Origin of the sequence: Mesorhizobium sp. STM 4661, assembly GCF_000359125.1 — a bacterium.
Taxonomy (GTDB): domain Bacteria; phylum Pseudomonadota; class Alphaproteobacteria; order Rhizobiales; family Rhizobiaceae; genus Mesorhizobium.
The window spans coordinates 68,428-86,856 of the sequence record NZ_CAAF010000066.1 but is presented as its reverse complement, the minus strand read 5'-3'; the positions used below and the strand labels follow the sequence as shown (position 1 = coordinate 86,856).

Sequence of the window (18,429 nt, the reverse complement as noted above, 5' to 3'; positions counted from 1 at the left end):
CGCTGTCCCGCCGGCCTCTCCGCTTCTGAATTCCGCTGCATTGGAGGGGTTGCGCCCTACGTCGCCCCCCTCTGTCCTGCCGGACATCTCCCCCACGAGGGGGGAGATCGGCTTGCCTCTGCCGCCGGCGCTCTTCCCAGTATCCGGCCGCTGCGCAAGCAGCCGCAGCCACATGTATTGCGCGGTGTTGGTGTCCTGGTATTCGTCGACGAGGATGTATTTGAAGCGCTTGTGATATTCCTTCAGCACATCCGGATTGGCGCGGAAGATGCGGATCGGGTGGCAGAGCAGATCGCCGAAGTCGCAAGCGTTCAGCGTCCGCAGCCGCTCCTGATAGGCCTTGTAGAGTTCGCGGCCCTTGCCGTTGGCGAAGGCGCGGGCATCGCCCTCGGGAATGTCGGCGGGGCCTAGCCCCTTGTTCTTCCAGCCGTCGATCATCTGGGCGAACTGCTTGGCCGGCCAGCCCTTGTCGTCGAGACCTTCGGCCTGGATGAGCTGCTTGATCAGGCGCACGACATCGTCGGTGTCGAGGATGGTGAAATCGGATTTGAGCCCGGCAAGCTCGGCGTGGCGGCGCAACAGCTTGACGCCAATCGAGTGGAAGGTGCCGAGCCACGGCATGCCCTCGACATTGCCTTCGCCGATCAGAATGCCGATGCGCTGCTTCATCTCGCGCGCCGCCTTGTTGGTGAAGGTGACGGCGAGGATCTGCGAGGGGAAGGCCTTGCCGGTGGCGAGGATGTGAGCGATGCGGGTGGTCAAGACGCGCGTCTTGCCGGTGCCGGCGCCGGCAAGCACCAGAACCGGGCCTTCGGTGGTTTCCACCGCCAGCCGCTGCTCGGGGTTCAATCCCTTGAGATAGTCGGGCGCATTGTTGTGACCGCCGCGGGCAGCCATGGCGCGCGCGGCGATGCCGGACGGGGCCGCGGGCCGCGCATTCGGTTCGTCAAAAAAGGGCATGTCTTCCGAAAAGCCGGACATCGCCCCCGAATGTAGTGATTCGGCGGCGAAAGGCCAGAAGTGTCTACGTTTTGTTCTCGATCTCGGCCGTTAACCCTCAAACCTGGTCAAACGTCGGCCCACGACCTATTGCGCAGGGCTTGCTTGACAGGCAGGGCGGGCGGGAGAAAGTTGCGTTCGGGGCAGGGACGCAATGCCGGGTTGCCCATGGGCGCGCGGCGGGGCGCATCAGTCGAAGGAGTATCATCTTGGCTGTAACCATCACCTCCCTCATCCTTCTTCTCATCGGCCTGGCGCTTGGCGGCGGCGGCATCCGGCTGGCGATGCTGGGCGGCAGTTGGTACTATGTCATAACAGGTCTCGCTTTCCTCATCGCCGCCTGGTTGCTCTACAGGCGCAAGTCCCTGGCGCTGTGGCTTTATGCGGCGATCGTGATCGGCACGCTTTGCTGGGCGGTCTGGGAAATCGGCTTCGACTGGTGGGAGCTCGGCCCGCGCGGCGGTATCGTCGTCCTTCTGGCGCTGTGGCTGCTGACGCCGTGGGCGCGGCGGGGCCTCACCGGCCCGGACGGCCGGGCGCCGCTGATTCTCTCTGTGTTGGCCTCGCTTGCGGTGGCCGGCTATTCGATGACGGCCGATCCGAAGGATATCGCCGGGCAGCTCAGCACCGACAAGGTGACCCCGACCGCCGATCTCGGCGGCGAGGTGCCAGCCGGCGAATGGCACTATTACGGCCGCACGCAGTACGGCCAACGCTATTCACCGCTCGACCAGATCACCGTCGACAATGTCGCCAAGCTGCAACCTGCCTGGACCTATCGCACCGGCGACGTGAAGGGACCGGACGACGTCGGCGAGACGACCTATCAGGTGACGCCGCTGAAGGTCGGCGATACGCTCTACATCTGCACGCCGCACAATTTCGCCATCGCCATCGATGCCGCGACCGGCAAGGAGAAATGGCGCTACGATCCACAGGTCAAGCCGGACAAGGACCGCCAGCATCAGACCTGCCGCGGCGTGTCCTATTATGCCGACGCCAAGATCGCCGCCGGCCAGCCCTGCGCCGCGCGCGTCTATCTGCCGACCTCCGATGCGCGGCTGATCGCGCTCGACGCGGCGAACGGGCAGGTCTGTCCGGCCTTCGCCGAGGGCGGCACGCTGAACCTGATGGCGAACATGCCCTTTCCGAAGTCGGGCTATTACTATTCGACCTCGGCGCCATTGATATCAGGCGGCAAGATCATCGTCGGCGGCGCGGTCAACGACAATTATTCGACCGAGGAGCCGTCCGGCGTCATCCGCGCCTTCGATGTCGACTCCGGTGCTCTTGTCTGGAACTGGGATTCGGGCAATCCCGACCAGACAACACCCCTGGCAGAGGGCCAGACCTATACCCACAACTCGCCCAACATGTGGTCGACGGCGAGCGCCGACGAGAAGCTCGGCCTGCTCTATGTGCCGCTTGGCAATCAGACGCCGGACCAGCTCGGCATGGGTCGCAGCGCCAATGTCGAGAAATTCTCCTCCTCGATCACCGCGCTCGATCTCAATACCGGGCAGTTCCGCTGGGTGCGGCAGACCGTGCATCACGATCTCTGGGACATGGACGTGCCGGCGCAGCCGACGCTGGTCGACATCACCACGGCCAGTGGCGTGGTGCCGGCGCTGGTCGGTCCGACCAAGCAGGGCGATCTCTACGTGCTCGACCGGCGCACGGGCGAGCCGATCATTCCGGTCAACGAGGTGCCGGCACCAGGCGGCGCCATCGAAGGCGATCACACCGCGCCGACCCAGCCGGTCTCCGATCTGAGCTTCAATCCGAAGCCGCTGACCGGCGCCGACATGTGGGGCATCACCATGTTCGACCAGCTGGCCTGCCGGATCGAATTCCTGAAACTGCGTTACGAAGGGCGCTATACGCCGCCGTCGCTGCAGGGTTCGCTGATCTATCCCGGCAATTTCGGCACCTTCAACTGGGGCGGCGTGGCGGTCGATCCGGTCCGCCAGGTGATGTTCGGCATGCCGACCTATCTGGCCTTCAAGTCGCAGCTCATTCCGCGCGACCAGGTGCCGCCGCCGGACGAAGGGCGCGGCAGCGAGCAGGGCCTCAACCGCAACGAGGGCGCACCCTACGCGGTGGTGATGGGGCCCTTCCTGTCGCCGCTCGGGGTGCCTTGCCAGGCGCCGCCCTGGGGTTATGTGGCGGGCGCCGACCTCAGGACCGGCAAGATCGTCTACAAGCACCGCAACGGCACCGTCCAAGACATGACGCCGCTGCCGCTGCCGTTCAAGGTCGGCGTGCCGGGCATTGGCGGGCCGATGATCACAGCCGGCGGCGTCGCCTTCCTCGGGGCGGCCGTCGACGATTATCTGCGCGCCTATGACCTGACCTCAGGCACGCAGCTCTGGCAGGCCCGGCTGCCGGCCGGCGGGCAGTCGACACCGATGACCTACACCGTCGCCGACGGGCGCCAGTTCGTGGTCATCGTCGCCGGCGGCCATGGCTCGGTCGGCACCAAGCCGGGCGACTTTGTGATGGCCTACACGCTGCCGAAGTAAGAGAGCGGGCCAGCCGAGCCCGAGATGGCCCTTCAGGCTGCCTGGTCGAGGCTCCCTGATTCACCTCAGCCCGGGTTTTCGTGTTCGCAGACCGGGGCCGGTCGCTGCGGACCTTGACCAGCGATTGTCTGGTAAACACGGAGCGCAGCAGCAGAAAGGCAGCGGCGGCGAGCACGAACCCACTGGCAAGGATTGGGGAAGGAAAGGTCATGGGCATTGTTCCTAATGTCAGAGCCAGCCCCTCTGTCTGACCAAGTTGGGGCAGGCGCGGGCCGCCAGCTTCCCTTCATATTGTGGCAGGACCATCAAGATTGTGGGAAATGACCAAAATGTGATTGGAGCCGATCCTTTGCTTGAGGGCTTTCGCCATGTCACTCGCCCGAGACTGGACCATGCACGTCGCGACCCTATCTTGCGCAGCGAGATCATCCCGAAGCGAGGAGCACCATGACGAAGTCCGCCGCCAGTTCCGAAAGCGCCAAGGCTGCCAAACCGGTCATCACCCAGGCGATGATCGATGCCTATGACGAATACACGCATCTGACGCTCGACCGCCGCCGTTTCATGGAACAATTGACCAGGCTTGCCGGATCGGGCGCGGCGGCGGCTACGATCGCGCCGCTGCTGGCGGCGAATGCGGCCCAGGCGGCGATCGTTGCCGAGGACGATCCGCGGGTGACGGGCGAGGAGGTCACTTTCCCGGGCAGCGGCGGCGCCATGAAGGGCTATCTGGTCAAGCCCGCCGGTCAGTCCGGCCAGCTCGGCACCGTCATCGTCATCCATGAGAACAGGGGGCTCAACCCGCATATACGCGACGTGGCACGGCGCGTGGCGCTGGAAGGCTTCGTGGCGCTGGCGCCGGACTTCCTGTCGCCGCTCGGCGGCACGCCGGTCGATGAAGACAAGGCGCGTGACCTGTTTTCCAAGCTTGATCCGGCGCAGACCGCAGCCAATGCCGTCGCAGCGGTCGCCTTCCTGAGGGGATACCAGGACGGCAATGGCAAGGTCGGGGCGGTCGGCTTCTGCTGGGGCGGCGGCACCGTCAACATGCTGGCGGTCAATGCACCTGATCTCGCCGCCGGCGTCGCCTACTACGGCATGCAGCCGAAGGCCGAGGATGTGCCCAAGATCAAGGCGGCGCTGCTGCTGCACTATGCCGGGCTCGACACGCGCATCAATGCCGGTATCGACGCCTTCAAGAAGGAACTCGACGCGGCCCATGTCGAATACACCGCCTATGTCTATGAAGGCGCCAACCATGCCTTCAACAACGAAACCTCCGCTGCCCGCTACGACAAGCAGGCGGCCGACCTCGCCTGGGGGCGGACGATCGCTTTCCTGAAGGAGAAGCTCGCCTGATCAGTCATTCGTCGGTTTGTGGCGCCGGTTTGTGGAAGGCGACGCCGGCCACCACCAGCGCGATGCCGAAGCAATCGGTGAGGCTGGGGATTTGTCTGAGCACAATGACGCCGATCAGCGTCGCGGTGACCGGCAGCAGCGACAGCATCAGCGCGAAGCTCGATCGCGGCAGCCTGGACATTGCGAGCTGGTCGCAGATGTAGGGGATGACCGACGAGCAGATGCCGACGCCGATGGCGGCGATGAGCAGCGAGGGGGCCGAGAAGGCCGGCAGCGCATCGCTGAGGCCGACCGGCAGCACGATGAGGAAGGCGACAGCCATCGCGGCGCCCAGGCCGGCGATGCCATAGCCGGCGCCGGCGCGAGCAACGCGATGGCCAAGCACGATGTAGAAGACGAACAGCGCGCCGTTGAGGAAGGCCCAGAACAGGCCGACCGGATCATCAGACCATTTGACGTCGATCAAAAGCAAGGTGCCGGTGACGGCGACGGCAAGGGCCGCGAGATTGCGCGGGCTTCTGAGGCCGACGAGGGCGACGCCGATGGTGCCGACGAATTCGATCGCCGCGACCAGCGAGATCGGCAAGCGGTCGAGCGCCAGGTAGAAGGAGCAGTTCATAACGCCGAGGCAGGCGCCGAAGGCCAGAAGCAGCAGTCTGGTCGAGCGGTCGGCGCGAGCGAACACTGTCCACGGCCGGGTCAGCGGCGCAAAGACAAGGGCGGCGCTGGCGATGCGCAGCCACGCCATGCCGAGCACCCCGACATGCGGGAAGAGCAACACGGCAAAAGCCGGTCCGAGATAGTGGAACACGGCGCTGACGCCGAACCAGACATGCGGCGGCAGCGCGTTTGCAAAGGCTGGGCCGGCGAGATAAGGGCTTGCGACAGGTGCTTGCGCGGGGTCTTTCACAAGATCATTATCGCAAGGAGGTATTCCGGTTTATATGGACGGTCGCCGGCCAGAATGGCCAATGACTTTCCGATCCTGAGGAGTTTCCCTTGAAACGCCTTCGAAACGAAAATCCCGATCTCGATGCCGCCGACCTGAAAATCCTGCGGCTGCTGGAAAAGGATGCGCGCACCAGCACGGCTGAACTGGCGCGTTCGGTCGGCTTGTCGGCGCCGAGCGTGGCCGAGCGCATCAAGCGGCTGCAAGAGAGCGGCGTGATCGAGGCCTATACGGTCAGGATCAATCCGGCCGCGCTCGGCATGAAGCTGTCGGCATGGCTGCGGATCAGGCCGGTGCCGGGGCAACTGGCCGTCGTGGCCGAGATCATCCGCGATCTGCCGGAAATCGCGCAATGCGACCGGGTGACCGGCGAGGATTGCTTCATCGCGCTGGCGCATGTCGGCTCGGTGGCCGAACTCGAACGGGTGATCGACCGCATCATCCCGCATGCGATGACCAACACCGCGATCATCCAGTCGTCACCTGTGATGGCGCGCTCGCCGCTGGGGGCGGTGAAGGGTCAGGCTTGAAGTGAGCGTCCGTCAGCAAGGCGCCATTGGCGAAGCTGCCGATCTCCCCCCTTGCGGGGGAGATGCCCGGCAGGGCAGAGGGGGGTGCTGTCCCTCCGACCTGTCAGCCAATCAGAGCCACGTCTTCCGGCAAGTTGCCGGTTCGATTAAAACGAAAGCCGGCGATCCTTCCCACCCCTCTCTGTCCTACCGGACATCTCCCCCGCAAGGGGGGAGATCGGATGACGCGTCAGCTTTCGCCAATCACCAACGCTGGAGGGCGGGCATCAATGCTGCAGCGCTAGGCATGCCCGCGTTTCATGCGCGCCTGTTTCAGGATGGCGCGCCAGCGGATCATGGCGAAGGGGATCGGCTCGTTGTTGTTGGCGATGTGAAAGATCTCGTTGTTGAGATTCTTCAGCGAGCGCCAGAAATCATAGTCGCTGATGCGTGGGTCGGCTGCCAGCCTGTCCGCCTCGACCTTGATGTCGGTTTTCATGCACGTTCCCCGAACCGCTTCGCCCAGCCGCCCGTATCGCAACTCGATGCGGACCGTTTTCAACCGCCGCGCTGAGTCGTTCAACGTCTCAATTCGGCTTGTTCACGTTAAAACCTCGGTAAGGTTAACGGCGGCCGCGTCGTGGTTCAAGCCATCTTGCGGGCTAATGCCAATTGCTTACTAGGGCGTAGTGGCTTTGGGGTAACGGTATGAATGAAAACAATGACTTAAGGTGGGCGCTGCAAAACCTCTTCAAGCACGACGCGGCTTGATGCCGATCGAACGACCGGCGCGCTCCGGCATCGGCAGCGCGGCATGGGCGGCGCGCATGGCCTCGATCCTGGCCAGCACATCGGCCGGGAACGGCGCCACTTTCGGCCCGGACATGTCGACATGCAGTGACAGTGATTCGGAGGTGGCGGCGAGCCAGCCATCGACATGGCGGATTTCCTGATAAGCTCTCAGCCGCTTTTCGTCATGATCGAGGAGCTGGAAGGAGACGGTGACCTTGTGGTCGAGATGGAGTTCCTGCACGTAGCAGACATGGACTTCCGCCGTGTAGATGGTGAGACGGCGCTCCCTGACATAATCCAGTCCCAGCCCCATCGCGTCGAACGCCTGGTCGGAGCAACGGTCGAACAGCACGTTGTAATAGGCCATGTTGAGATGGCCGTTGTAGTCGATCCAGTCCTTCTCGATGTCCATGGGCTGGGAAACGAAAGGGGCTGGGATTGGCATCTTGGATTCCTTGTTCGTGATCGCTGGGATGGCTGGACAGAGCGTGGCTGGTGAGACTACGCATCCATAAATCCATAGCAAGCATGGACGCTGGTCCATTCGCGGAGGAATTCATGGCTCTGAGCGACCTCAACCCGGTCGAACGCAACGAGGAAGGCATCGCCGCCGTGCTCGGCATCCTCAAGCAGCGGCTCGGCGAGCGGTTTCAGACCGGCCAGGCGATCCGCGCCCAGCATGCGCACACCACCACCTACATTCCGAACCAGGCGCCGGACGGCGTGGCCTTTGTCGAGACGACGGCGGAAGTGCAGGAAATCGTGTCGGCCTGTGCGGCGCACCGCGTGCCGGTGATCGCCTTCGGCGTCGGCTCCTCGCTCGAGGGCCACACCAACGCGCCGGGCGGCGGCATCTCTGTCGATACGTCGCGGATGAACCGCATTCTCGCCGTCAATCCTCAGGATCTCGACTGCACCGTCGAGCCCGGCGTGACGCGCGAGGATCTCAACCGGCATCTGCGCGACACCGGCCTGTTCTTCCCGATCGATCCGGGCGCCAATGCCTCGTTGGGCGGCATGGCGGCGACGCGGGCGTCGGGCACCAATGCGGTGCGCTACGGCACGATGCGCGAGAATGTGTTGTCGCTGACGGCGGTGATGGCGGACGGACAGACGGTGACGACGGGAAAACGCGCGAAAAAGAGCTCGGCAGGCTATGATTTGACGCGGCTCTTGATCGGCTCGGAAGGCACGCTCGGCATCATCACCTCGCTGACCCTGAGGCTGCAGGGCATTCCGCAGGCGATCTCCGGCGGCGTTTGTCCGTTTCCCAGCGTCGAGGCGGCCTGCAACGCGGTGATCGCGACGATCCAGATGGGCATTCCCGTGGCGCGCATCGAACTGGTCAATGCATTGCAGATGCGGGCGATGAAAACCTATTCCAAGCTCGACTATCCCGAAAGCCCATGCCTGTTCGTCGAATTCCATGGCAGTGACGCCGGCGTTGCCGAACAGGCCGAGAGCTTCGGCGCGATCGCGGAAGAATATGGCGGCGGGCCGTTCCTGTGGACCAGCGTCGCCGAGGAGCGGACAAAACTGTGGAAGGCCAGACACGACGCCTACTGGTCGTCGCTGACGCTCAGGCCCGGCGCCAAGGGCTTGTCGACCGACGTCTGCGTGCCGATCTCGCGCTTTGCCGAATGCGTCACCGAAACCGAGGCCGACATTGCCGAGATGGGGCTGATCGCGCCGATCGTCGGCCATGCCGGCGATGGCAATTTCCATGTGCTGGTGCTGATGGACGTGGATGACCCGAAGGAAATCGCGCAGACGGAAGAATTCGTGGCGCGGCTGAACATGCGGGCGATCGGCATGGACGGGACCTGCTCCGGCGAGCACGGCATCGGGCAAGGCAAGGTCGGTTTCCTGCGCCACGAACTCGGCCATGGCGTCGACATCATGCGCACGATCAAGCAGGCGCTCGATCCGCTTGATATCATGAATCCGGGCAAGATATTGCCGGCTGCAAAGTAAGCCACGACGATGCTCGCCTTGACCGTGCCGCCATTTGGTCGGAGACTCCGGGCGAGGGCCCGAAAAAAGGTAAGGGCCATAGTCGGAGGAGCGAGCAGCATGGCGATGTCACGCAAGGAAGAGGCGCGGGCACTGAGCGCCGACGAACACGGCCTGGTCGAGAAGTCGCACCACCCGGCGGTGCAGGGCCTTGCCGACGCCGAGCTTGCCGGCCTGGTCAAGCTGTTGCGGGAGCGACGCGACAAGGCACAGAGCGAGGCGCATCGCCGCCGCCGCGAGATACGCGGCAAGGGTGCGCCAAAGGGAGCCGTCGCCTCAAAGGCCGATGGCGGTTCGCAGCTAAAGCTCCAGGTTCTGGCGATGGCCATGCGGCGGCTGAACGGCGAGGCCGAACGCCGCCGCCAACTGGCGGCGCGGATCTCGCTGGTCGAGAATGCGCGCAAGGCGCTCACCATGAAGCAAGGTGCTGCCGCGAACGGGCCGGATTTCAACACGCGCAGCGCGCACAAGGGCATGCGGCCGGTGGCAAACCAGAAGGCGCCTGCCTTGGCACGGCCGGCAGAACGCGGCCGGCAACGACAGGCAGCCAAGGTGGCGCAGGCGAAACGCGACGCTCGCTGAAGTTCTTCAGCAGATCCAGCAGCAGTCGGTCAATCAGGCGGCTGCAGGCTTCTCCTGCGCGCCCTGGACAAGTGCTTGCAGCATGGTTCGGGTTGGGGCGAAGAACGTCGTGCCGGTGTGCGGCGTGGAGACATCGAGCAGCCGGTCGTAGGCGCCCGGCGGGTCGCCGACATACATTCGCTGCAGCATCTTCTCGATCACCCAGAGATAGCGGGAATAGCCGATAAAGTAGGTTCCGAACTCGTTTTGCCCGGGCCGGCCGAAGGGCATGTTGTCGCGCAGGATGTCGTATTCATTGCCCTCGGCATCCTCGATGGTGGCCAGGGACTTATGCGATTTGCGCGGCGCGTCGTCATCGTCGATTTCGATATTGTCGATCTTGGTGCGGCCGATGATCTCCTCCTGGAGCGGCGTTGGAATTCGCGCCCAGGCAGCAAGATCGTGCAAATATTTCTGAACGACGACATAGCTGCCGCCGGCGAAGTCGGCGTCCTCATCACCGATAAGTGCGGAGGCGGGCAGATCGAGGCCGGTGGGGTTGGCCGTGCCGTCGACGAAGCCGAGCAGGTCACGCGCATCGAAATAGCGAAAGCCGGAGACCTCGTCGACAACGGTTACGCCGGCACCAAGGCTGTCGAGCAGAATCCGCTCGAATTCAAAGCACATGTCGGGACGTTCGGACCGGATGTGGAAGAGAAGGTCGCCCGGTGTCGACGGGGCCGAATGTACCGCGCCCTTGATCGCCGCGAACGGTTTCAACTCCAGCGGCCGCCGGTCCGGACAGAGACGATCCCAGAGGTCGCGGCCGATCCCGGCAATGCATGACAGCCTGCCGGAAAGGTCGCGGAATCCCACAGTCTTGACGAGATCGTCTAGTCCGCCGAGCACCGAGGCGACCCTGGCGAGAGCGGCCGGCTCATTGGCGACGGTGACGACAAGAAACACCGCCGAAAGCGACAGCGGAGCATCGACGCTCTGCGCATCGATCGGCACCCGGTCCCAATTCTTCCCCGCCATGCGATAAGTCTCCGCTTTTCCAGGTTTTGTTTCAGAGGGTCACGAACCGGAGACACCGCGGGAGCAGAACGAGCATGTTCAAAACAGGATATCGCGATCGCCAGGGATCAGGCAACAGCGGATGGCGTTGTGGCCTGCTGCCGACGACACCGCGAATTGCCTCTTTATCGACACGCTGATGCGGGTAGAGTGCGGCTGATTTCAATCGACGCTTGGGATTGATGCTCGCACGCCTGTTCGTGATCTTCGGTGGCCTTTTCGTGCTGGTGCTGTGCGCGGCGCTGGTGGTGCCGTATTTCATCGACTGGACGGGCTACCGTGCCGACTTCGAGCGTGAGGCGAGCGCCATTCTGGGCCGCAAGGTAACGGTCCAGGGCGATGCAACGGCGAGGCTGTTGCCGTTTCCCTCGGTGACCTTTTCGAATGTCACCGTCGCCGGCGGCATCGGCGGCCAGCCGGCAATGACCGTCGAGACCTTTTCGATGGACGCCGAACTTGCCCCCTTCCTGCGCGGCGAAGTGCTGATCTTCGACATGCGATTGGTCAGGCCCAAGGCGACGATCGACATCGCCGCCGACGGAACCGTCGATTGGGCGATGCGGCCATCCTCGCCCTTCGACCCCGGCCAGATCTCGATCGAAAAGCTGACGATAACCGAGGGGCAGATCGCGCTCAGCCATGCCGCCGGAGGGCGCAGCCATCTCATTTCCGAGATCAACTCGACGATTTCGGCCAAGTCGCTGGCCGGGCCATGGCGGCTGGACGGATCGCTGCGGCTCGACGGTTTGCGCACCGCGGTCGCCGCCTCCACCGGCAAGGCCGGTGCGAATGGCGAGATGCGGCTCCGGCTCAGGGCCAATCCCGATGCCTATCCGCTGGTCATCGAAACCGACGGCAATGCCGGTATCGTCGAGGGTGCTGCGGTCTATTCGGGCCAGTTCAAGATCTCAGGTGCCGACAAGAATGGCGCCGACAAGAATTCAGCCGAACTGCGCGGCTCCGACGGCGAAACGGTGAAGGTCAGCGCGGGGAAACCGGATCCGGGGTTCAGGCTGAACGGCAATTTCTCGCTCGATCACCAGAAGCTTGGCGTCGACGAATTCCGCTTCGAGACCGGGCCGCTCGACAATCCCTATACCGCCGACGGCAAGGCTTCGGTCGATCTCGGCCTGAAGCCGAGTTTTGCGATCGAGGCCGATGGCGCGCAAGTGCAGTTCGATGAAGCCGTGGGGGCCCAGGCCGGCGCCGGCGTGACATTGGATCAGCGCATTGCCGGGCTGGAGCAGGCACTGCTCGACCTGCCGAAACCGACAATACCGGGCACCGTCGAGGTCAAGCTGCCGGCGGTGGTCGCCGGCGACACGACGGTTCGCGACGTTCGCCTTTCCGCCGAGCCGACCGATGGCGGCTGGTCGGTGAAGTCGCTGGCCGCGACGCTGCCCGGCCGCGCCAAGCTGGAAGCCAACGGCATGCTCACCGTCGAGGACCGTTTCGGCTTCACCGGTTCGCTGCTTCTGGCCGTGGCGCAACCGTCCGGTTTTGCCGCCTGGCTGTCGAAGGATGTCGACGAGGCAATCCGCCGGCTGCCGGCCGCCGGCTTCAAGGCCAAGGTCGACCTGACCGAGAAGCGCCAGGCTTTCAGCGACCTCGAACTCGTGCTCGGCAAGGCGAAGTTTTCCGGCCGTATCGATTCCAGCCAGCCCGACGATGCCAAGCCGTCGGTGCTGATGCGGCTTGAAGGCGGCGAACTCGATGTCGACGGTCTCGCCGCCTTCGCCTCGATCTTCATCAGCGACAAGGGCGCCAACCGGTTTTCCGACCGCGATCTCGATTTCCAGATCAAGGCCGGGCCGGTCAGCGCCGGCGGGCTGACCGCCGATGCGGTCGATACCGCCTTGAGGCTGCGCGACGGGCTGCTCGAAATCGACCGGCTTTCAGTCGGTGGACTTGCCGGTGCCTCGATCAGCGCCACCGGCCGGGTCAAGGATTTCCCGCAGAGCCCGACCGGCAAGCTTGACGCGTCGGTGGTTGGCGTCGACCTCAAGCCGTTGATCGACGTGGCGGCGCAGCACTATCCGGACAATGCGATACTGGCAGGGCTGAAGACCCGCGTCGCGGCCTATCCCGAGCTGTTCCAGGATGCGCGCGTCGATCTGGTATCAAGTGCCGCCGACAATGGCGACGGCACCACGGGACTGGCGGTCAGCGTGCAAGGCAAGGCCGGCGGCTCGGCCTTCTCGGCATCGCTGTCCGGTAAAGGGGCACCCGACCGGCTGCTCGAAGCGCCGATGACGCTGACCTTCAATGCCAGGAATGCCGACGCCACGACGCTTCTGGCGTTCTACGGCCTGCCTGCGTTGCCGCTCGGCATGCTTGGCGAGGCGACCACCGATGTCTCGGCCAAGGGCACGTTTGGCGGCGGCATGGCGACGAGCTTCAGCCTCGCCGGCGACGACTTCAAGGCCGGTTTTGACGGGACGGTCACCGAGACGCCGCAAGGCCCGGCCGCCAAGGGCAAGGTCAGCCTCGAGGCCACCGACATCGAGCCATGGCTGATGACGACCGGCGTCAGCCTGCCGGGCATGGGGGCAGGCATGTCGACCTCGCTTGCGGCCGATGCCGACTATGGCAACGGCCTCCTGGTGCTGAGCAACCTCAACGGCGCCGTCAACGAAGCGGCGGTTTCCGGCGACGTCAATGTCGATGTCAAGGATGGACTGCCGCATCTTGCCGGTGCTCTTGCGCTCGACGAACTGGATCTCGATCCGATGGCGGTGATGCTGTTCGGCGACCAGGCTTTCCTCGACACAAACGGAACTTGGCCGACCGCTCCTTTCAGCCAGAAATCCAGCCCGCCGTTCACCGCGGACCTCGACCTGACCACGGCGGCGCTGGCTGCCGGTCCGCTGGCCGCGGCCTATGATGCGGCGCTGTCGCTGAAGCTCGACCAGGAAGGCATCCGCGTGTCGGACCTCAAGGCAAAGCTCTTCGGCGGCACGCTTACCGGACTGTTCGAGCTGAAGAACAATGAAGGCACCGGGCTGTTTTCCGGCCAGATGAAGCTTGCCGGCACTGACCTGTCCACAATGCTGCCGGAGGCCGGCATCAGTGGTAACGGCGATTTCTCGACGGCGCTTTCGGCCAGCGGCAAATCGGTCGACGCGATGATTGCGGCGCTGTCCGGCTCGGGGACCGCGGCGCTGAAGGGCTTGGTCATTGCCGGGGTCAATCCCGATGCCTTTGGCGCCTTCATCGCCAAGGCCGATGCGATCGGGCGCGACATCGACGCGGCCAAGACCGCCGGCTTCGCGCCGCAGATTGCAACGGACGGCAGTTTTCCGGCTGGGAATACGGACATCGCCTTCACCATTGCCGGCGGCACGCTGAGGGCGCCGCCGGTCAATTTCGACAATCCGGCGGCGACCTTGTCCGCCGACATCAGCGCGGACCTGAATGCCAGCACGGTCGCCGCCAACGGTTCGATCACCTATCGGCCGGGCGATGAGGCACTGGTCGGCTCCGAACCGACCCTGAATTTCAGCGTCGACGGGCCGCTCGGCGCCCCGAAACGACAATTCGACAGCGAGCCGCTGGCGCAGTTCCTGACCCAGCGCGCGCTGGAAAAGGAGCAGCAACGGGTCGAGGCGATGCAGGCGGCACTGCTTGAGAAACAGCGGCTGCGGCGAGAGGTGCGTTATTACGCGGCCCTGCAGACCGAGCGCGACAGGGCAGCCGAGGAATTACGCAGGCAGGAAGAAGCGGCACGGCTGCAGGCCGAGGCTGATGCCAAGGCGAAGGCTGAAGCCGATGCACAGGCTCAGGCCGAAGCGGACGCCAAGGCCAAGGCGGATGCCGACGCGAAGGCAAAGGCCGAGCAGCAGGCCGCAGAGGAGGCGGAAGCCAAGGCAAAGGCCGAGCAACAGGCTGCGGAGGAGGCGGAAGCCAAGGCCAAGGCGGACGCCGAAGCAAAAGCCAAGGCGGATGCCGAAGCGAAGGCAAAGGCAGAGCAACAGGCGGAAGAGGAAGCGCAAGCGAAGGCCAAGGCAGAGGCCGAAGCTAAAGCCGAGGCCGAGCGAAGGGCCGCCGAGGCAGCCAAGAAGGCACAAGCCGAAGAGGAAGAGCGCCAGAAAGCCGAGCAGGCGATGCGGATCGCTTCCGAGGAAAAAGCCAAGCTCGATGCCGAACGCAAGGCCGCGGCGCAGGCGCCGAAGGTGGAGCGCGCACCGCAACCGCCGGCCAATGATAATCCGCCGCCGGCCGAAGCCACGCCAAAGCTCAATCCGTCGTCGATCGACAATTTGCTGAAATCGTTGGACGGCGGCTGAGGTTCAGTTTTCCGTTGGTCGTCCGTTTCGCTTGGCCCAGTCCAGGACGTGAAGCCTGAGCGCCGACGACAGATTGGCGTCGCGCGGACGGCTTTCATCGATTTCGGCGACCAGCGCGGCAAGCGTCAGTTTTCGTTCGGCCGCAATGGCGACGAGATCGTCATAAAAGGGTTTTTCGAGCGAATAGCTGGTACGATGGCCGCGAATGGTCACCGAGCGTTTTTCGACCGGGCTCATTTCACTTCAGGCATCGGATTCATCCGACAACCGCTGCGCACTTTTCGGCCCGATGCTCCGGTCGTCCGGTTCGCCGGGCTTTTCGCGGCGATGGCCCGCAACGAACTTTTCGCTCATGTCGGCAGTCAGCCGGTCACGCTCTCGCTCAGCCTTGGAGCGGCCGTGCAGCGCCCGGTTCTGCTCGGCCAAGCGTTCCTTTTCCGCGCGCGTCTTCTGCTTGCGGGCATGGCGGAGATTGACGATGTCGGCCATCTCGCGCGGCCCGCCTGGCTATTTCTTGCGGAAGGCGTCGAGGGACACCACTTCGGCGCCCTTGGCCGCGGCGTCGGCCGCGGCTGGCTTCTTTTCGGCCTCGGCGACCTTCTTCTTGGTTTCCGGCTTCTTCTCGGCGACGATGGCCAGTGGCTCGGAAGGCTGGGTGGCCGGTTCGTCCTCCGCCGAGGTTTCCGTCTTCACGTCGAATTCGAGCTCGAAATTGACGGACGGGTCGTAAAAGCCGCGCACGGCCGAGAACGGGATTTCCAGCTTTTCCGGCACGTCGGAGAAGGACAGTCCGACCTCGAAGCCGGTGTCGGTCACTTTCAGGTCCCAATACTGGAACTGGATGACGATCGTCATCTGTTCGGGATAGCGCTCGCGCAGCCGGGAGGACACGCGCACGCCCGGCGCGCCGGTCAGGAACGTGATGAAGAAATGATGGTTGCCGGGGAGGCCGGTGCGCGCGACCTCGGCCAGGACTTTGCGCATGACGCCGCGCAACGCCTCCTGGGCCAGAATGTCGTAGCGGATGTGGTCGTCGGCCATATTCTGGTCGGGTTCCGTTGAATCGTCCGCATAGCTGTAATCAAGCTTGAGGGCGGCGTAAACCTGATATAGCGGCCGACGGTGCGGATGCGAGACAACGATGCCTGAGATTTGATCGCTTTGTCTCATGCATGTCGTTGTCCCAAAACCGCTACGCACCCCTCGGGTCGAGCCCGTGGGCAGGCTTTGGGCGACATGCATCAGGCGTTGGTCAGCGCGCCTTGTTTGCCGGCGTTGGCCGCGGGCTGCCGCTTGCCGAAGGCGCGCAGGAAGGTGCGTACGCCATGTGTCGCCGATTGCAGCACCTCGTCTTCGTCGGGCGTGCCGCCGAGCATGAAGGTGGTCTGCAATTCGGCGTTGGCAAGCGCCAGGAACTGGCGCGCCGCGACATCGGGATCGTCGATGTCGAGGAAACCGGCATGGGCGAGGCGGGCAAAACGGGCGGCGATCGCCGGCCATGTCCTGCCCGGTCCCTGTTCGCGCCATTCGGCGAAGAGCTCGGGATAGCGCTCGCCCTCGGTCTGGATCAGCTTGCGCAGGAATTTTCCGTCGCGGTTGCAGATGCAGTTGCGGTTCATGCGCACGGCGAAAGCGATCAGGTCGGCTTCGAGATCCTTCGGCTGGTCGGGAAAGGTCGAAATGGTGGCGAAGATACCGGCATTGCAGCGCTCGGTGAGATCGCGGACGATGGCGACGAAGAGTTTCTCCTTGTCGCCATGGTGGTTATAGATCGTCTGGCGGGACACGCCGGCTTCGGCGGCGATCATGTCGATATTGGCGCCGGCGAAACTCTCGCGGCAGAACACCTCACTGGCAGCATCCATGATGGAGACACGCTTGGCCTCATGGCCGCGTGACGGGATGATGTCAGGAGAAACGCCGAGCTTCATGAAAATCTATATAGAGGTGATTGACGAATTGGACAAGAGTGTCTAAATTTGTGGACCTGATATAAAGAGATTTCACTCCGCAGAGACGAATGGAATTCGCTCAGTAGAGACGAATAGAGTTCGCTCTGGAGAGTCGGAATTTCATGGGATGAAACGTCCTAGGGTTAGACGCCGGTCCGCGGCGGCAACCAGATTCGAAAGAAGCCTGCATCATGAATCCTAAATTCCTCCGCATCGCGGTCGTGCTCGGCCTGTTGTCCGCCATCGGCCCCTTCGCCATCGACATGTATCTTCCGGCATTGCCTTCGATCGGCGAGGATCTCAACGCCAGTACCGCCGCCGTGCAGATGAGCCTGCTGATCTTCTTCCTGTCCATGGGTTTCGGCCAGATCGTTGTCGGGCCGATCTCCGACATGGTCGGCCGCAAGCTGCCGCTCTATGGCGGCTTGGCGCTGTTCATGGTCGGCGGTATCGGCTCGGCGCTGGCGCCGACCATCGAATGGCTGATCGCCTTCCGTTTCCTGCAAGGGCTTGGCGCCAGCGCCGGCATGGCGGTGCCGCGCGCCATCGTGCGCGACCTGCACACCGGCACCGAGGCCGCCAAGCTGATGTCGCTGCTGATGCTGGTGTTTTCGGTGTCGCCGATCCTGGCGCCGCTGACCGGCAGCGTCATCATCGAGAATTTCGGCTGGCGTGCCGTGTTCTGGACGGTGACCGGCGGGGCGGTGCTCGCCACCATCCTTTTGGCCACCTCGCTCAAGGAAACCCGTCCGGTCGAAGAGCGTGCCGGCTCCTCCTTCGGCACCGCGCTCTCTGCCTATCGCTTTCTGATGAGTGATCGCAACTTCCTTGGCCTGACGGCCATCGCCGGCTTCGGCATTGCGAGCTTCTTTGTCTATCTGTCGAGCTCGTCCTTCATCCTGATCGACCATTACGGACTGTCGCCTTCGGTCTACAGCGTGTTCTTCTCGATCAACGCGGTTGCCTTCATCGGTATGTCGCAGCTGACGGGAATGCTGTCGGAGCGCTTCGGCCTTCGGCGCGTGGTGCGTGTCGCGGTGGTCGGCTATGCGACGACGATGGTGGTGCTGTTCGCGGTGATGGCATCCGGCGTCGACCGGCTCGACGTGATGGCGGCGCTGTTGTTCGTCGGTTACGGCTTCCTCGGCCTGGTCATCCCGACGACTTCGGTGTTGGCCATGGAGGAGCACGGCGAAATCGCCGGCACCGCGTCGGCGCTGATGGGCACGCTGCACTTCGCCATCGGCGCGGTCGCCATGGGTGTCGCCGGCGTGTTCTTCGACGGAACGCCGCTGCCGATGGTCGCCGGCATCACGCTTTGCGCGGTGATTTCCTTCATGCTGGCCAAGGTGACGCTCGGCCGCGGACGCGAAGCCATCGAAGCGCCGGCCGAGTAACTATCGCCAGACC

The 18,429-nt window shown here is 64.0% G+C and carries 16 protein-coding genes; 7 read left to right on the top strand and 9 right to left on the bottom strand.

Translation table 11 applies throughout. From position 1 onward, the window contains the following. Positions 1-981 (bottom strand): ATP-dependent helicase (locus tag MESS4_RS22570; RefSeq protein ID WP_244441188.1); only part of this gene is annotated, 981 nt, incomplete at its 3' end. Between the two features lie 227 nt (positions 982-1,208). Between MESS4_RS22570 and MESS4_RS22565 the strand changes: the two genes are divergently transcribed. Next, entirely contained in the window at positions 1,209-3,521 is a 2,313-nt protein-coding gene (locus tag MESS4_RS22565; protein ID WP_006335923.1) for a glucose/quinate/shikimate family membrane-bound PQQ-dependent dehydrogenase, read from the top strand. A 447-nt stretch (positions 3,522-3,968) separates the two neighbouring features. Continuing rightward, a complete protein-coding gene (locus tag MESS4_RS22560; RefSeq protein WP_006335921.1) occupies positions 3,969-4,880 on the top strand; it encodes a dienelactone hydrolase family protein in 912 nt (303 codons plus the stop codon). 4 nt (positions 4,881-4,884) lie between these two features. Here the strand turns inward: MESS4_RS22560 and MESS4_RS22555 are convergent, their stop codons facing one another. After that, the gene (locus tag MESS4_RS22555) at positions 4,885-5,724 is read right to left on the bottom strand and encodes a DMT family transporter (RefSeq protein ID WP_244441189.1); all 840 of its coding nucleotides are present in this window, start codon (positions 5,722-5,724) and stop codon (positions 4,885-4,887) included. A gap of 155 nt (positions 5,725-5,879) precedes the next feature. On the opposite strand from MESS4_RS22555, the gene MESS4_RS22550 reads away from it, so the two are divergent. Further along, positions 5,880-6,359 carry an Lrp/AsnC family transcriptional regulator gene (locus tag MESS4_RS22550; RefSeq protein ID WP_006335909.1) on the top strand — a complete coding sequence of 160 codons (480 nt, stop codon included), beginning with the start codon at positions 5,880-5,882 and terminating at the stop codon, positions 6,357-6,359. A 280-nt stretch (positions 6,360-6,639) separates the two neighbouring features. On the opposite strand, the gene MESS4_RS22545 is transcribed toward MESS4_RS22550, so the two are convergent. Both MESS4_RS22545 and MESS4_RS22540 read right to left on the bottom strand, forming a co-directional pair. Next, entirely contained in the window at positions 6,640-6,837 is a 198-nt protein-coding gene (locus MESS4_RS22545) for a hypothetical protein (RefSeq protein WP_006335908.1), read from the bottom strand. Positions 6,838-7,089: 252 nt separating this feature from the next. Further along, entirely contained in the window at positions 7,090-7,575 is a 486-nt protein-coding gene (locus MESS4_RS22540) for a thioesterase family protein (RefSeq protein ID WP_006335907.1), read from the bottom strand. 113 nt (positions 7,576-7,688) lie between these two features. On the opposite strand from MESS4_RS22540, the gene MESS4_RS22535 reads away from it, so the two are divergent. Continuing rightward, complete coding sequence (locus tag MESS4_RS22535) at positions 7,689-9,104, top strand: FAD-linked oxidase C-terminal domain-containing protein (RefSeq protein ID WP_006335900.1); 1,416 nt, start codon at positions 7,689-7,691, stop codon at positions 9,102-9,104. A gap of 99 nt (positions 9,105-9,203) precedes the next feature. Further along, entirely contained in the window at positions 9,204-9,725 is a 522-nt protein-coding gene (locus MESS4_RS22530) for a hypothetical protein (RefSeq protein WP_006335899.1), read from the top strand. A gap of 33 nt (positions 9,726-9,758) precedes the next feature. Here the strand turns inward: MESS4_RS22530 and MESS4_RS22525 are convergent, their stop codons facing one another. Further along, entirely contained in the window at positions 9,759-10,742 is a 984-nt protein-coding gene (locus MESS4_RS22525) for a Dyp-type peroxidase (protein WP_006335898.1), read from the bottom strand. A gap of 221 nt (positions 10,743-10,963) precedes the next feature. Between MESS4_RS22525 and MESS4_RS22520 the strand changes: the two genes are divergently transcribed. Then, on the top strand, positions 10,964-15,067 hold the full coding sequence (locus MESS4_RS22520; protein ID WP_006335897.1) for an AsmA-like C-terminal region-containing protein: 4,104 nt from the start codon (positions 10,964-10,966) through the stop codon (positions 15,065-15,067). Between the two features lie 3 nt (positions 15,068-15,070). Here the strand turns inward: MESS4_RS22520 and MESS4_RS22515 are convergent, their stop codons facing one another. From MESS4_RS22515 to MESS4_RS22500, 4 genes are all read right to left on the bottom strand, one after another. Further along, positions 15,071-15,304 (bottom strand): ribbon-helix-helix domain-containing protein, encoded by a 234-nt coding sequence (locus tag MESS4_RS22515; RefSeq protein ID WP_006335895.1) that lies wholly within the window; start codon positions 15,302-15,304, stop codon positions 15,071-15,073. A 6-nt stretch (positions 15,305-15,310) separates the two neighbouring features. Beyond that, complete coding sequence (locus tag MESS4_RS22510) at positions 15,311-15,556, bottom strand: DUF4169 family protein (protein WP_006335894.1); 246 nt, start codon at positions 15,554-15,556, stop codon at positions 15,311-15,313. Between the two features lie 18 nt (positions 15,557-15,574). Next, a complete protein-coding gene (locus MESS4_RS22505; protein WP_036241900.1) occupies positions 15,575-16,108 on the bottom strand; it encodes an SspB family protein in 534 nt (177 codons plus the stop codon). A 200-nt stretch (positions 16,109-16,308) separates the two neighbouring features. Beyond that, positions 16,309-16,998 carry a TetR/AcrR family transcriptional regulator gene (locus MESS4_RS22500; RefSeq protein ID WP_006335892.1) on the bottom strand — a complete coding sequence of 230 codons (690 nt, stop codon included), beginning with the start codon at positions 16,996-16,998 and terminating at the stop codon, positions 16,309-16,311. A gap of 212 nt (positions 16,999-17,210) precedes the next feature. Here MESS4_RS22500 and MESS4_RS22495 point away from each other — a divergent pair, with 212 nt between their 5' ends. Continuing rightward, positions 17,211-18,416, top strand: coding sequence for a multidrug effflux MFS transporter (locus MESS4_RS22495; protein ID WP_006335891.1), 1,206 nt, complete (start codon positions 17,211-17,213; stop codon positions 18,414-18,416). The last annotated feature ends 13 nt before the right edge of the window (positions 18,417-18,429 follow it).

What these genes read in the sequence shown, in the direction of transcription:
- MESS4_RS22530 (WP_006335899.1), top strand. Translation starts at nt 9,204, where the DNA reads ATGGCGATGTCACGCAAGGAAGAGGCGCGGGCACTGAGCGCCGACGAA.
- MESS4_RS22560 (WP_006335921.1), top strand. Translation starts at nt 3,969, where the DNA reads ATGACGAAGTCCGCCGCCAGTTCCGAAAGCGCCAAGGCTGCCAAACCG.
- MESS4_RS22545 (WP_006335908.1), bottom strand. Translation starts at nt 6,837, where the DNA reads ATGAAAACCGACATCAAGGTCGAGGCGGACAGGCTGGCAGCCGACCCA.
- MESS4_RS22520 (WP_006335897.1), top strand. Translation starts at nt 10,964, where the DNA reads ATGCTCGCACGCCTGTTCGTGATCTTCGGTGGCCTTTTCGTGCTGGTG.
- MESS4_RS22510 (WP_006335894.1), bottom strand. Translation starts at nt 15,556, where the DNA reads ATGGCCGACATCGTCAATCTCCGCCATGCCCGCAAGCAGAAGACGCGC.
- MESS4_RS22500 (WP_006335892.1), bottom strand. Translation starts at nt 16,998, where the DNA reads ATGAAGCTCGGCGTTTCTCCTGACATCATCCCGTCACGCGGCCATGAG.
- MESS4_RS22495 (WP_006335891.1), top strand. Translation starts at nt 17,211, where the DNA reads ATGAATCCTAAATTCCTCCGCATCGCGGTCGTGCTCGGCCTGTTGTCC.
- MESS4_RS22540 (WP_006335907.1), bottom strand. Translation starts at nt 7,575, where the DNA reads ATGCCAATCCCAGCCCCTTTCGTTTCCCAGCCCATGGACATCGAGAAG.
- MESS4_RS22525 (WP_006335898.1), bottom strand. Translation starts at nt 10,742, where the DNA reads ATGGCGGGGAAGAATTGGGACCGGGTGCCGATCGATGCGCAGAGCGTC.
- MESS4_RS22505 (WP_036241900.1), bottom strand. Translation starts at nt 16,108, where the DNA reads ATGGCCGACGACCACATCCGCTACGACATTCTGGCCCAGGAGGCGTTG.
- MESS4_RS22535 (WP_006335900.1), top strand. Translation starts at nt 7,689, where the DNA reads ATGGCTCTGAGCGACCTCAACCCGGTCGAACGCAACGAGGAAGGCATC.
- MESS4_RS22515 (WP_006335895.1), bottom strand. Translation starts at nt 15,304, where the DNA reads ATGAGCCCGGTCGAAAAACGCTCGGTGACCATTCGCGGCCATCGTACC.